The following is a 13,512-nucleotide window of genomic DNA, read 5'->3' as shown; positions in this document are numbered from 1 at the left end:
CCAGGGTTCAAGGTCTCCTCGCAGCATAGCTGCTTCGTCGGTCGGTTCGGTGGGAAAAAGGTCCCCCGGACCTTTTTCTTTATCCACCTCACCCCATCTTCCGCACTTCGAATGGTTTACGCTTTCGCTGCGGAAGAGGGACTCTCACCCGTAGCTTTATTGCAAGGTTCTTTTAGTTACTATTGATTTCCGGAAAATTGCCTTGAAATATGCTTTTTTATTGTTTTCAAGGTAAGCATTTTGCTGATATTGCCTTGATTCCTAATACTTTAACGAAATCAAGGTAATGTGAATTTGAACGATTACCTTGAATTTTTCATTTTTCATGATATCAAGGCATTTTCAGACTTGGGCGTACCTTGAATTGTTATATTAGTTTGAAATCAAGGTAAAAGTCAGTATGATGTACGTGGTGTTGGGTACATGGGGATGTGTCATGGGAGCTATGGGGCTGGCCGTGGATATTGGCAAGGTCATTTGTATTGCTTATGCTCAAGATAATTATACTGTGAAATATCTTTGTTGATGATATTCCGTAGTATATAATACTATTATCCGCAAGATAAAGAGCATACATATGAGTCGTTCAGTGTGCTGCATTAATTACTAAGCCAAGGCGAGGGACATGATATGAACAAGGAATGGTCAGAATTGAATAAGACGATGCAGCTTCAGCTAAAAAAGCGTGACACCTTGCAGGATGGTGTCATAACTTTGGAAAAGCTGAGAAATCAGCTTCTGGCTACGCTTAACAGCTTTAAGGAAAAACTTTCAAGGGAAGAATTTGATGCGATACCGTTTATAAATGCTGATGGATATCACAGTAAGACAATCGGGTATTCAATCTGGCACATTTTTCGTATAGAGGATATAGTTGCGCATACACTTATTGCTGATGATGAGCAGGTATTCTTCAAGGGGAATTATCAGCAAAGGGTCAAGTCACCCATCATCACTACGGGAAATGAACTTATAAAAGAGCATATAGCAGAATTTTCCGGGCAACTTGATTTGGATGAATTGTATGCTTATGTAATGGATGTAAAGAAGAGTACGGAGGGAATAGTAAGAGGACTTTCCTACGATGATCTAAAGCTCAAGATTACGGAGGACAGAAAAGAGAAACTGAAATCGCTAAATGTTGTCAGTACGTCTGAAGAGGCATATTGGCTGATTGATTACTGGTGCGGAAAAGATGTCAGAGGATTGATACAGATGCCTTTCTCCAGACATTGGATTATGCACATCGAGGCTTGCATGAGAATAAAGAATAAAATTCATCCGGAATAAATTTTCTTATGAAAAAGCTGATTTGGAACTGACAATATATGATCTCTTAAAAATGCACATTTCTGATTCATTACCTGTCGCAAAAACAAGAGAAATCGGACACGGACATGATTCAAAAGCTATTGTGATTGGAGAGAAACTGGAACTATGAGTATAGAATTGAAACCTGTAGAACGAGATGATGTAGAAACACTCTGGAAGATGCAGGTAGAGGCATTCTCGGGTCTTTTGGAAAAATATCAGGATTATGATATGAGTCCTGCTGCTGAGAGCATGGACAAGATAATGGCCAGGTTCGAGCAGCCGTGGACTACATATTTTTTCATTATGGCAGATGGTGAAAAGGCTGGTGCTGTTCGTGTCATAGATAAAAAGGACGGCAGCAGAAAGCGCATATCTCCGATCTGGATTATGCCGGAGCATAGAAATAAAGGATATGCCCAGCAGGTAATGATTGAGGTGGAGAAGAAATACGGATCAGAAAACTGGTGCCTGGACACTATACTACAGGAAAAAGGAAATCTTCATCTCTACGAGAAGATGGGGTATCATCAGACCGGAAAAGTAGATAAGATCAATGATCACATGGATATTGTATTCTACGAGAAAGATTAAGTATTATTGAAAATAATAGCAGATAGTGTATAATATTCTTATAAGTGGTAGCGATACCCTTGATTTTGACGATAAAAAAGATCGTCTAATTTCTCAGGTTAGGTGCGGTCTTTTTTATTGCTTTTATTCTTAAGAATATCAAGCACAAGCCTTATGATATTCACGCAAAAATTTGCTATTGCAAAGATTTCGGAAATAGTCATAGGCAATCGCTTCCTTTCCCTACTATTTCAAGGGAAACCGCTACCACCAAAATGATATACTATCAGATGGGAACGGGAACGGCAACACAAATTAATATACTGAATTGTGATACTGTATGGAAGGCATTCAAGAGCTTGTGCATATGTATGTGAATTTAAGCTCCTGCACTGTTATAATGTTTAAGACCATAGTTCCAAAGTAGATAAGCCGCTACGCCAGCAATCAGTGCAACAAAAGGTGACAGATAGGCATATTCCGGGTGAGACAGGCTTTTTCCAAGAAGGTGCCCAACAGGGTAATATCCTGTAAATGCGTATGGGATTACGAAAGTAAGCAGGAATCCGATGCCTTTGCCGTATATGGTGATCGGATAATCAGTATAGTTTTTTAATCCATAATTGTTATTGGTGAGGAGAGATACTATCTCCTCACTTTTTATTGTCCAAAAACTGATGGTACCGGTAAATATAGTAATTGCCGAAAATATCACAAATGAAGAAACCATGTTTACGGCATAAAACATAAGCGAACCTGCCGTCCACTCAATAGAAAGCGACCGCATGCTGTAGACCCAGAAAATGACTGACAATACAAGGCGCGGGATAAAAGTATACTGGAACTGCTGCAGCACCATATACAGCATCGGGCCGATGGGTCTTGTGAGATACAGGTCAAATTTTCCTGTGCGAATGAGCTCGCCCATATCTTTCATGGGACTCCAGAAAAAGAAACAGCTCAGGCTGTAGGTCAGCCAGCTAGTGGTGAACATGAAAAGGACTTCATTCTGAGTCCATCCTGCAATGTTACCAAAGTTATGGAATATAGCCAGAAACCCTGCGAAATAGATCCCAATCTGAATCGTATTTGCAATGAGCTCAAAGACCAGAGAAAAGTGGTAAGCCAGTTTTCCCTTCATATATATAATTACGAAATGTCTGTACATTTTTAGCAGATACATGACTTATCCTCCCTGAACTACAAGTTTATTTTTCCCCACGAACCAGCAGACTTCAGATAATAAAAATAAGGCAGCCATCCATATGAGTTGAACGCAGAGATTTTCACAGAGATTTTCAAAGGACATCGGCGTAGTGATGATGGTAACCGGTATTGCATATATTGCGCGAAACGGGAGAAATGCATTTATAGCCGCAAGGAATTCCGGGAACATCGCAGCCGGTATCCACGAACCGGAGAGCAGTTTGTAAATCGCCGCAAGCAGCATGTTCAGCGGCCAGGTCACAATCAGCCAGAACGCCATCAGACCTATAATCAGTGAATATAAAAACTGGATCATATACGCCAGAAGGATGGAGATGATTCCATATAAAAGTTGTTCTTCGCAGAATATTTTTCCATGATAAAAGACGGAGATTACAATCCCAAGCGGGAGAGTATATATCACAATTCTTGCAAGGCTTGTACCGATATGCTTCGCAAAGATCATGAGCTTATAGTCAATCGGTCTTATCAGCTGATTTGCCACATCGCCCGATTGAATCTGGCTATTGATCCAGGCTATGACATCGCATTTCATAAATGTGGAGATGAGAGTGGCTACAATGATATACCGGATGGTCTCATCACGGCTAAGTGGAATAACTCTCCCCGCATTCGATGAAAACAGCGCATTCCACAGTGAAAACTGCATGTAAAGGTATACAATTTTAGAAAGAAAATTCGCCCATACAGAGTTTAAGTACGCAGTATGTTCTTTTATTCCAATCATTGCAAGGTCAGCATATTTTCGCATTTTTTTCTTCTCCCGCAAGGTAAATCCTTTTTATAATCTCTTCAAGATCTGTAGTCCTGTATATAGTCTTTAATTGTGGCAGGGTTCCATCATATATAAGAGATCCCTTATCGATAATGATCATCTTTTCGCATAATGACTCGATATCCGAAACATCATGCGTGGTCAGTATGATGGTGGTGTGCCGCTCTTCATTTATTCTTTTTATAAACTGCCGGATTCGTTCTTTGGAGAGCACGTCTATTCCAATGGTTGGCTCATCCCAAAACAGAATATCCGGGTTGTAGATAAGCGATGCCGCAAGGTCTGCCTTCATCCGCTGCCCGAGACTTAAGAGCCTTGGAGGCTGTCCGATAAATTCATCAAGTCCGAGGATTTCTGAAAATTTATCCATATTCTCTCTGAAAACGACATCGGGAACACGGTACATATCCTTAAAAAGCTTTAGAGAATCTATGACCGGGATATCCCAGCACAGAACACTTTTCTGACCAAAGACCACGCCGGTTTTCATCATGATCTGCTTTCGGTTCTTTTTGAAAGTCAGACCATCTATCGAAATAGAACCATTATCGGGGGAGAGGATTCCGGTCATCATTTTTATGGTGGTGGATTTTCCTGCTCCGTTAGGGCCGATGAATCCGACAATTTCTCCTTTGGGAATGGAAAAAGAGATATTGTCTACGGCAATCTTTTTCTGATGCTTCTTCATTTTATATATTTTGGTAAGGTCATTTACTTCGATACTCATATCCCTGTTACCTCCGGTTTGGCTGCTTCTATAAAACATTTGACGATATCAATGACTTGATTTTGAATCTCCTTAAATGTAAAATATCATTAAACAACACATCAGTAAAATTGAAATAACAGATTATAATCATCAAATAAATTGATATTTAGAAGAGGTCGATATGAATAACACACAGCTTGAAACCTTTTTGAAAATTGTTGAAACAGGGAGCTTTACAGCCACTGCAAATATGCTGGGGTACGCTCAGTCAACTGTGACGACGCAGATAAAGCTGTTGGAGGAAGAGTTTGGATGCCTTCTTTTTGAAAGGCTTGGGAAGACGCTTGTCCTTACTGCGGAGGGAGAAAAGCTCATATCCTATGCGGAGCAGATGCTGCAGCTTCAGAGGCAGATGCTCCTGGAGGTTTCGGCCGCGGAGATTCCATCGGGGATAATAAAGCTCGGCGTGTCGGAGTCTTTGTGCTACAGGAATTTTCCGGAAAAACTGATGGAGTATAAGAAGAAATATCCCGGCATGGATATTCGAATTCAGTTTATAGATCATGATACTTTTCCTGCGCTTCTTAAGAGCGGAGCGCTCGATGTGGTCTACACCCTGAATCCGTTGATAGAGAATTCTGAGCTTAAAATGGTTTGTAAAAAGAAGGAGTCCCTTAGCTTTTTGGCAAACCCTTCCCATCCGATCTCAAAAATGAAGAAGGTAAAAGAAAAGGATCTGGAAAATGTTCCTCTTTTACTGACATCCCACACCTGCAGTTTCAGGAAGATGCTTCTTGATGATTTCAGGGAGCAGGGAGTGACGCCTAAGATTGAACTTGAAACGAGCAGCAAGGAGATTCTAAAAGCTTTTGCCATAAACGGACTTGGAATTGCCTTTATGCCGGCCATGACGGCCACCACGGAGGTAAAGGAAAAGAAACTTAAGAAGATCGACTGGGCAGGCTCAGATTTTCCGATTTATTCACAGATATTTGTTCATAAGGATAAACACCGTAGTCTCGCAATAGAGGAACTGATAGGGCTTATTATGAAAAGTTAATGCAATAACCCCTTGCGAATGGTTGCACAATATGGTGCAGCCATTTTTTATATGCAAGAGAAGACAAAGAATAAGAAACGGTGAAAAAGAGCGCGGGCAATAAAAAATGTAAATTAGTAACGTAACATGGACAAATTGAGAATTATTTGTCGTAACAGAAATTTTGGGAAATGGTGGAAGTTATGAACAAAAAAGTTTTGGGGCTTTCGTTCGGAAGAAAGCTCAGCAACACGGATATTATGGTAAAAACAGCGCTAATGGAGTGCGAGAAAGAGGGCTGCGAGGTCAAATTTTTCAGAGTTGACGAGATGGATATCAAGCCCTGCACAGGCTGCATCTCATGCGTTGTAGGAATGACTACGGGACGCGGAAAAGGCGGCTGCCCGCTTCAGGATGATTTTCATATTCTTGACGAAGCTATTATGGAGTGCGACGCAGTGATCATAGGAACACCTACTTATGAGTGTTCCCCCACAGGCCGCTTTAAGACGGTTTGCGACAGACTTGGCCCTTCACACGACATCACCTTCCGTAAGGCGACTTACGATGAGGGAAAAGCTGCCGGCAAGAGTGAAGATGAGCTTCCGGATGCAAGAAGCTTTAAGAAGAGAGTTGGCGCATTCATTTCTGTAGGCGGAGCAATGACCAAGAACTGGCTTGCATTCACACTTCCTACGATGTACCAGATGACAATGTCTATGGGAATCGATGTGATCGATGCACACGAATATTTTGGCGCAATGGCCTGCGAGCATGTCCTCGGAAACGAACCTGAGATGGAGAGATCAAGACAGATGGGTAAAAACATCCTCGAGGCTCTCAAGGCTCAGGATGAAAATGATGAAGTTAAGCGCATGAAGTGGTGCGGAGACGAGCAGGGAATCTGCCCGGTTTGCCACATGAATATGCTTACTGTTTCACCTGACAGAAAGGCGATAGAGTGCCCTGTATGCGGCATCAGAGGAACTTTCAAGCTTGGAGAGGGCGGTGCTCTTGATGTCAGCTTCTCAGAGGAAGAGCAGAACAGATCAAGACTTCGCTGGGCAGGTAAGCTCGAACACTCCACAGAGATTAAGACTCAGGCAGTTCCGCCCGGACAGATACCGAATCTTAAGGAGCTCAAACAGCCATACATCGGCTACGCAGAGTAATAAAAACATTGTTTATAAAATTTTTATAAATGGCTCACAAATAGGAAACATTTTAACGGTATGATTGTCACAGACTTGCTAAAGGAGATGTCGTGACATGAAAATTAACGATACGTACATAGCAGAATTTGTTGGGAACTATACGAGAAGAAAGGGCTATCCGCCGACTGTGGAAGAACTGGTGGAGGTATTTGGGTTTGTTATGGTTACAAAATCCTTGTACTACATTATCAGCCTTTATCGTATAGGTATGATAAGGAATAGTCTGTATTTCGGAACAAAGGATTTACAGCTCCTTCCTCTCAAGGCTGAGAACTAAGAAAACTAAATATAGGGATAATAAAAAGCTGCCGCGAGGTGAATACCCCGGGCAGCTTTACTTTTGTTATTGAACAACTCTTTAGATTTCGTCGCTTCCTTTAAGCTCTCTGATTTTTCCAAGTATTATTTTTTCATTAAAGGTAAAGAAGATGCAGGCGCCGATGAAGCATGTTACAAATGCAATTGCGGCAGTGGTGCGGTAGCTTGCCTTTGTCTGTGAGACAGTTACAGAGGTGAAAGTTACCATTGCGATAGCCTGACCCATCTTGAAGGCGAAGGTTCTTGCAGCAAAGAACATTCCGCTTCTGTCTTCGCCGGTCTCGAGTCTTGTGAGCTCAGCTACGTCTGCAACGCAGGCCTGAGGAAGAATTCCGAGAATTGCCATTGGAATAGCTGCTGTAACGGCAATTATGAAGCCCCAGTAAAGTCCCTTTCCGCACATGGTTGTGATGGCAAATACGCAGCAGTAAGCGAAGAAACCGGTGATGATAAGATTCTTCTTGCCAATCTTCTTCGCAAGAACGTTGATGATGGGATAGAGCAGCACGCTGATCGCTGTCATTGTAGCTGTCAGCACGAAGGTCCAGGTATCCTCAATTTCCATAAGCTGTGTCTCATAAAATGCAAGACCGGTCTGGAAAAGTGTGAGCGCGAAGAAGTAGATCACGTCGCTGTATACAAAGCGTCTGAACTGTCCGTTTGAAAAGGTCTTGGCAAGGGACTGGAAGGGCTTTGTATCACTGGGCTTGGAATCGATGTAGTCACGCTCATTTATGTAAAATGCGGGAATAAGCATTGCAAGGCATGCGATAGTGGCCATGATTGCTACCGAAAGTCTTATGGAACCCTGCTGACCTGCTGCCCCCTCAAGCGCACCTGCCAGATTCGGAAGAAGGAAAGAGATACTCTGACCAAGGATGAACGTGAATGATATAAAGGTAGAAACGTTAATCCTATGCTGCTGAGTGTCACCAAGCTCCGCAATCAGTGCGTTATAGGGTGTGCAGAACATAGTCATGAAAAGATAGAATACCATCAGAAGAATGAAGAGTATTGTATCATTCAGGGTGATGTTCTGGGTTTGCGGAAGAACGAAAAGCCCGATAGTGCAAAGCGAAAAAGGCACTGCCATCGCGCGCATGAATGGGATTCTGCGGCCGCCCTTGTAATTACTTCTGTCGGACCATCCTGCGATGAGCGGATCTGTTACAGCGTCGAATATTCTGCCGGCTGCAAGAACGAGACCGAAGAGAGTAAGTTTAAAAAGTATGGGTGACTGGGTGATTCCGGAAGCAAAAAGACCCGTGTTGGGGTTCTGCTCGCTCGGAGCACCGGTGTAGTAGTACACCATCCAGTTGGAAACGACTCCGGAGAGGAGACTCCATCCGAACTGTCCCATAGCGAAAATCCAGAGTAATTTGTTTGTAATTGGCTTTAATTGTTTCATTTGTTTTGAATCCTTTCAAAGAAATAGTGCGAAACTATTATAGCGCGTCCAGTGTCCGAATAACAATTATCAGTAGTAACTAAGCTGAATGGGAAGTTTTTGTTGAAAATGAACATATCTAAATATAGTTCAAATATAATCATATTAACGATTTATTTAAAAAAGGTGTTGACTTATTTTTCAGATTTGATATTATATAAAAGCTGTCGCTGATAAACAAGCGGCAGCGAAAATAAGATAGATGCGGAAGTGTCGGAATTGGCAGACGAGCAAGACTAAGGATCTTGTGATGGCTACATCGTGTGGGTTCAAGTCCCATCTTCCGCACGATACAAAAAGGGATTAGCAGAAATGCTAATCCCTTTTTCGTATCGTGCCGAGGAGCCCCTTGAACCCAGGGTTCAAGGTCTCCTCGCAGCATAGCTGCTTCGTCGGTCGGTTCGGTGGGAAAAAGGTCCCCCGGACCTTTTTCTTTATCCACCTCACCCCTTCTTCCGCACTTTGAATGATTTACGTTTTGCTTCAAATCAATAGCTCCCCGCCGCCGCGATATCTCTCAGTAGTTCATTTGAGTACTCGTCTCCGGCGACGGTGGGATGAAGCTGGATTAAATAGAGATTTCCGTATATTTTGGACTTTATATACATGTTTTTGTAATGTTTATGTAATGCTTGTTTTTGTAAAATGATTCTGTATGCAAACTATTCCCGTACAAGCTACTATTATTATATTTGAAAATGAATAGTAGGAGACAGATGTAAATGATTAGTGAGATTAGAACGATCAATCTTATCTTCGCTGTTGCCGGGCTTGTGCTTTCAATGCTTGGGCTGATACAGACAAGGATAGGACACAATTTCGATGGTAAGACCAGACACTTTTTCACAGTGCTGTTTGGCACGCTTCAGATATATGTTCTATGCATTCTGATAAGGGAAGTGACATATGATCTTCAGGGATATGGTTGGACGTTTTTATCAAAAGTCGTAATTTTTGGCCAGGCCTTTTTTGCATCTCTTTTAACAATCCTGATAACTATTTTTGTACTGTTTCAGAGCGGCGAAAAAAGGTGGATGAAAAACGGCATATTTTATACATCCGCAGTATTGTGGGGTATTTACAATATACTGCTTATAAGCAATCTGTTCACAGGAAGAAGCTACCGCATTGATAATGACAACAGTTATCAGAGAGGACCTTACTTTTCACTTTTAATAATACCTACAGTGCTTATCATGCTTGTGAATCTTTTTGCGGTTTGGAAGAAGAGAAAAAAGCTCTCCGAACGCCAAAGGACTGCTTTTGCGGTTTATGCAATAGTTCCGATGATATCCATGATTTTACAGGCAAAATTTTTCGGAGTACACCTTATTGCGCTAAGTACGGTTGTGGCCGCTCTTTTCATGATGATGTGCATTATGTCGGATCAGATGGAGCGGTATTATGCGATTTTTTTATGCAAATATACAAAAGTATTAAAAAAGATATAAAATTATTGAGATATATATAATTATATATTATAATAATGCTATAAGCATTCATGCCACTAATTCTTACGGAGGCACTGCTATGACAATTAAGCAGATGATACAAATCAAGGAAAACAGAGGCTACAGCTACAGTCAGCTTTCTGAGTATACGGGAGTTCCTTCTATTACTTTGCAAAAGATTTTTACCGGAAAAACCAGGAATCCACGGAAGGCTACGCTTGATGCTATAGAGAAGGTGCTATCAAGCGATGAATCGGTTTATAGAGGGAAAGCCTATGAATACCACGATGCAACAAGCGGTAAATTTATGGAACCTGAGCCCGTATACGGTGCAGCTACCAAGAGCAATAAATATGGTGATCCTAATAAGAAGCAGGGTGAATATACCCTTGATGATTACTATGCACTTCCTGACGAGCAGCGAGTTGAGCTGATAGATGGTGTTTTTTATGACATGTCTTCACCAAGGATTGTACATCAGGATATTTCCTATGTAATTCATTCTGCTATAGCGGATTATATTAAGAAAAACAAAGGGAAATGTAAAGCTTTTTACGCGCCTGTGGATGTTCAACTTGACTGCGACAATAAGACTATGGTTCAGCCGGACGTTCTCGTAATCTGTGACAGAAGCAAAATCAATGGCTTTGGAATATATGGTGCACCGGATTTTCTTGTTGAAATATTGTCTAAATCCACAAGAAAAAAAGATTTGACTATAAAGCTTGCAAAGTATCAAAATGCCGGCGTAAGGGAATACTGGATAGTTGATCCTCACAAGAGATGTCTCATAATTTACAACTTTATGGATGAGGATTTTGTCCCGCAGGTTCTTCCGCTAAAAGGTGAAGCACCGGTTGCAATTTACGATGGGAAACTAAAGATAAGCCTGGACGAGATTGCTGCTTCGATTGATGAATTTGGGGAGTGATTGCCTGAGGAACAAATTGTTAGCATCATTTTTGCGGACAGTTATAAGAAATAAATATTCATAGGATGCATTATTCATGTGTATGTTTTTATCAAAAATGAATAAAAAATGGCTTCAAGTGCATTGATTCAAAATACCTAATCCTGTATGATTCATTCTTGTTCAGGAATCATACAGGTATCCGGGAGTTTCTCCCACATTTCCATATATTATATTTGTGCGAGGAAGGTTATTGCTTACATTGCTTAAGAAATTGGCGACAATAGGCAGGTGAAGTAATATAATTGAAGTAGTTAAAAATTTTGTTTTATTCTATTTTTCATTACCTTGTATGGTTTCTTGAATTAATTCATTAAAAGTACAAGGAGGAGAAATTGAGTAACAATGAATTAACAGTAAACCAAAGGTATAAGGATTCCGTGTTCAGGATGCTTTTCGATGAGAAAGCCGAACTGTTATCCTTATACAATGCCGTAAACGGAACTGATTATGACAACACTGAAGATTTGGAGATCAATACATTGGAGGAAGGTGTCTTCATGAAGATGAAGAACGATGTTTCCTTTGTGTTTGGATTCGAGCTCAATTTGTATGAGCATCAATCTTCAAAGTGCGGCAACATTGCTTTGAGATACCTTTTCTATGTATCTGATATTTTAGCGGGAAAAGTAGTCAGGGAGGATCTTTATAAGAGCAAAGTCATTATGATCTCTGCGCCAAGATTTGTTGTATTTTACAATGGCGAGGACATGAAGGAGGACAGGGTAACCTACAAACTTTCAGAGCAGTTCGAGAAGAAAATTGAGTACCCTGAACTTGAACTCGTTGCTACAGTAATCAACATCAACGAAAATCGAAACACTAAGATCATGTCAGCCTGTGAGACACTTAGGGGGTATTCGATTTTTGTAGCCCGAATAAGAAAATACGCTGCTAATATGGACATTGAGGAAGCGGTTTCAAGGGCAATAAATGAATGTATAAACGAAGGCATTCTTGCAGATTTTCTAAGGAAGAATCTTGCGGAGGTGAAGAGAATGAGTGTACTTGAGTATAACGAAGAACTTCATTTGAAAAATGTTCATCAGGATGGATATGAGGAAGGGCATGTTCTGGGATTAGATGAAGGAATATCAGGTGCAGTAGCGCTGCTTCGATCAATGCAGGTTGAAGATTCAGAGATCATAAAGAAGATTTGTGAACAGTATAATCTGGATGAAGAAAAGGCAAAGAAATACTTATAATTCCGGATTACAAATGAGAAAGAAAAAATGGTGCTGATGTCAATTCGTCAGCATCATTTTTTTATCCAATATTTTTCAAAAAGATTTATGAAAATGCTGTCCGGGTTTGTATAATATATAAGGAGAAGTTTTTTTATGGAGGTTCTTTATGAGGGTGATAGAGAAAAACGTTGGAGTGATACTTCAGAGAAAGTTGCTGCCTGTTTGTATGGCAGTGGTACTTGTGATGGGATTGGTGTCCGGCGGTGGTCTTACTGCAAGGGCAGCTGTTTCTGATAAGTATCAGGTTGGTGGTGTTTTTCTTGATATGTCCGGAGTAACAAGCCGGACAGGATGGACATGGAATGGGACCACGAAAACACTTACTTTTACCGGTAATACGACTATTGCAACAACCGGTCATGCGCAGTATACCATGGTACCGGTAGGGCTCCCTGCAGGGTCGACAATTGTGATAAACAGTGGGGTTACCGTTACATTGAGATCAAATGAAGCGGACGGACTGTTTTGTGAAGGAGACTTAACAGTTAAGGGAACAGGAAGGCTTAACTGCTATGGATCAGCGTCCGGTTTAAAATATAATCGAGGCACTTCTCCGGCGACGGGATATGCAGGTGATGATAGTGGTTCGGGAGATGGCATGTCTGTCTATGGATCACTGAAAATTGGTGATAACAATACAAAAACTGGACCATATATTTATACTCGTAATGAGGCAGGTGCGGAAAGCGCTATAACTGCCATGAATCGTACAGATCCACAGATCGCAATCTACGGAGGTACCCTGGAGATACCTTTTGGTAAAGTAATACGGACGAGCACTGGTCACATATTACGTATATATAATAATGCAAAATTGATTTATCCATACTATGAGCACGGAAATATAACAATTGCTCCACCGGTAATAGAAGATAATGGTACTTTTTATGGAGGCCTCTGGCATATGTGTGGAAGCCTACGCACCTTAACAACATAACAATATATACTTGAAAAGCCATCTGGCTTTCCTTAAAGTGTAGCTGACTAAGAAACACAAAAGGAAAGGATCCAGATGACTTCAGCTACTACTTTATTCAAGGAACTCTTAAATGTCAATGATACGATTATTGATGATATCAAAGTCTCAAAGAACCACTATGATGAAAAGGTTCTTATAGCCAGGATTCATCCTCGCAAAGGGCAGCAATGGAAATGCCCTATATGTGGTAAGCGATGCAAGGTTTATGACCAGCCATACGAAGAAAGACGTTGGAGAGGTCTGGACTTCGGA

13 protein-coding genes, 1 tRNA gene and 1 pseudogene are annotated in these 13,512 nt (G+C 41.1%); 11 read left to right on the top strand and 4 right to left on the bottom strand.

All coding sequences use genetic code 11. The features are described 5' to 3' along the window. Positions 1-630: 630 nt before the first annotated feature. Positions 631-1,290, top strand: a complete 660-nt coding sequence (locus BLR42_RS20345; RefSeq protein WP_091873131.1) for a phage head-tail adapter protein — start codon at positions 631-633, stop codon at positions 1,288-1,290. Between the two features lie 147 nt (positions 1,291-1,437). Then, the gene (locus BLR42_RS20340) at positions 1,438-1,905 is read left to right on the top strand and encodes a GNAT family N-acetyltransferase (RefSeq protein WP_091873127.1); all 468 of its coding nucleotides are present in this window, start codon (positions 1,438-1,440) and stop codon (positions 1,903-1,905) included. Between the two features lie 358 nt (positions 1,906-2,263). Here the strand turns inward: BLR42_RS20340 and BLR42_RS20335 are convergent, their stop codons facing one another. The 3 genes from BLR42_RS20335 to BLR42_RS20325 are packed head-to-tail and all read right to left on the bottom strand — an operon-like array spanning position 2,264 to position 4,613. Then, complete coding sequence (locus BLR42_RS20335; RefSeq protein ID WP_091873122.1) at positions 2,264-3,067, bottom strand: ABC transporter permease; 804 nt, start codon at positions 3,065-3,067, stop codon at positions 2,264-2,266. Positions 3,068-3,070: 3 nt separating this feature from the next. Then, the gene (locus BLR42_RS20330; protein ID WP_091873120.1) at positions 3,071-3,862 is read right to left on the bottom strand and encodes an ABC transporter permease; all 792 of its coding nucleotides are present in this window, start codon (positions 3,860-3,862) and stop codon (positions 3,071-3,073) included. Further along, the gene (locus tag BLR42_RS20325) at positions 3,846-4,613 is read right to left on the bottom strand and encodes an ABC transporter ATP-binding protein (RefSeq protein WP_242879451.1); all 768 of its coding nucleotides are present in this window, start codon (positions 4,611-4,613) and stop codon (positions 3,846-3,848) included. The genes BLR42_RS20330 and BLR42_RS20325 overlap by 17 nt, the downstream gene beginning before the upstream one ends. Positions 4,614-4,776: 163 nt before the next feature. On the opposite strand from BLR42_RS20325, the gene BLR42_RS20320 reads away from it, so the two are divergent. The 3 genes from BLR42_RS20320 to BLR42_RS20310 all read left to right on the top strand — a co-directional run bounded on the left by BLR42_RS20320 (position 4,777) and on the right by BLR42_RS20310 (position 7,125). Then, a complete protein-coding gene (locus BLR42_RS20320; protein WP_091873114.1) occupies positions 4,777-5,655 on the top strand; it encodes a LysR family transcriptional regulator in 879 nt (292 codons plus the stop codon). 182 nt (positions 5,656-5,837) lie between these two features. Continuing rightward, entirely contained in the window at positions 5,838-6,806 is a 969-nt protein-coding gene (locus BLR42_RS20315; protein WP_091873134.1) for a flavodoxin family protein, read from the top strand. A gap of 97 nt (positions 6,807-6,903) precedes the next feature. Continuing rightward, positions 6,904-7,125 carry a hypothetical protein gene (locus tag BLR42_RS20310; protein ID WP_022762928.1) on the top strand — a complete coding sequence of 74 codons (222 nt, stop codon included), beginning with the start codon at positions 6,904-6,906 and terminating at the stop codon, positions 7,123-7,125. An 81-nt stretch (positions 7,126-7,206) separates the two neighbouring features. Here BLR42_RS20310 and BLR42_RS20305 read toward each other — a convergent pair whose 3' ends face one another. After that, complete coding sequence (locus BLR42_RS20305; protein WP_091873112.1) at positions 7,207-8,574, bottom strand: MFS transporter; 1,368 nt, start codon at positions 8,572-8,574, stop codon at positions 7,207-7,209. 243 nt (positions 8,575-8,817) lie between these two features. On the opposite strand from BLR42_RS20305, the gene BLR42_RS20300 reads away from it, so the two are divergent. From BLR42_RS20300 to BLR42_RS20275, 6 genes and pseudogenes are all read left to right on the top strand, one after another. Further along, positions 8,818-8,901, top strand: a tRNA-Leu gene (locus tag BLR42_RS20300). Between the two features lie 434 nt (positions 8,902-9,335). Continuing rightward, the gene (locus tag BLR42_RS20295; RefSeq protein WP_091873109.1) at positions 9,336-10,064 is read left to right on the top strand and encodes a histidine kinase N-terminal 7TM domain-containing protein; all 729 of its coding nucleotides are present in this window, start codon (positions 9,336-9,338) and stop codon (positions 10,062-10,064) included. A gap of 79 nt (positions 10,065-10,143) precedes the next feature. Beyond that, the gene (locus tag BLR42_RS20290; RefSeq protein WP_091873107.1) at positions 10,144-10,995 is read left to right on the top strand and encodes a Uma2 family endonuclease; all 852 of its coding nucleotides are present in this window, start codon (positions 10,144-10,146) and stop codon (positions 10,993-10,995) included. Between the two features lie 374 nt (positions 10,996-11,369). Further along, positions 11,370-12,239, top strand: a complete 870-nt coding sequence (locus BLR42_RS20285; protein ID WP_091873104.1) for a hypothetical protein — start codon at positions 11,370-11,372, stop codon at positions 12,237-12,239. A gap of 148 nt (positions 12,240-12,387) precedes the next feature. Further along, positions 12,388-13,218, top strand: coding sequence for a hypothetical protein (locus BLR42_RS20280; protein WP_091873102.1), 831 nt, complete (start codon positions 12,388-12,390; stop codon positions 13,216-13,218). A gap of 75 nt (positions 13,219-13,293) precedes the next feature. Beyond that, positions 13,294-13,512 (top strand): annotated as a pseudogene (locus BLR42_RS20275) (hypothetical protein); the annotation flags it as partial.

This window comes from Butyrivibrio sp. INlla16, from assembly GCF_900104155.1.
In the GTDB taxonomy this organism is placed as follows: domain Bacteria; phylum Bacillota; class Clostridia; order Lachnospirales; family Lachnospiraceae; genus Butyrivibrio.
Note: the sequence above shows the minus strand (reverse complement) of the source record. Positions and strands in the feature narration are given on the sequence as shown.

Coding starts and splice junctions, on each gene's coding strand:
- BLR42_RS20345 (WP_091873131.1), top strand. CDS start 631: ATGAACAAGGAATGGTCAGAATTGAATAAGACGATGCAGCTTCAGCTA.
- BLR42_RS20340 (WP_091873127.1), top strand. CDS start 1,438: ATGAGTATAGAATTGAAACCTGTAGAACGAGATGATGTAGAAACACTC.
- BLR42_RS20335 (WP_091873122.1), bottom strand. CDS start 3,067: ATGTATCTGCTAAAAATGTACAGACATTTCGTAATTATATATATGAAG.
- BLR42_RS20330 (WP_091873120.1), bottom strand. CDS start 3,862: ATGCGAAAATATGCTGACCTTGCAATGATTGGAATAAAAGAACATACT.
- BLR42_RS20325 (WP_242879451.1), bottom strand. CDS start 4,613: ATGAGTATCGAAGTAAATGACCTTACCAAAATATATAAAATGAAGAAG.
- BLR42_RS20320 (WP_091873114.1), top strand. CDS start 4,777: ATGAATAACACACAGCTTGAAACCTTTTTGAAAATTGTTGAAACAGGG.
- BLR42_RS20315 (WP_091873134.1), top strand. CDS start 5,838: ATGAACAAAAAAGTTTTGGGGCTTTCGTTCGGAAGAAAGCTCAGCAAC.
- BLR42_RS20310 (WP_022762928.1), top strand. CDS start 6,904: ATGAAAATTAACGATACGTACATAGCAGAATTTGTTGGGAACTATACG.
- BLR42_RS20305 (WP_091873112.1), bottom strand. CDS start 8,574: ATGAAACAATTAAAGCCAATTACAAACAAATTACTCTGGATTTTCGCT.
- BLR42_RS20295 (WP_091873109.1), top strand. CDS start 9,336: ATGATTAGTGAGATTAGAACGATCAATCTTATCTTCGCTGTTGCCGGG.
- BLR42_RS20290 (WP_091873107.1), top strand. CDS start 10,144: ATGACAATTAAGCAGATGATACAAATCAAGGAAAACAGAGGCTACAGC.
- BLR42_RS20280 (WP_091873102.1), top strand. CDS start 12,388: ATGAGGGTGATAGAGAAAAACGTTGGAGTGATACTTCAGAGAAAGTTG.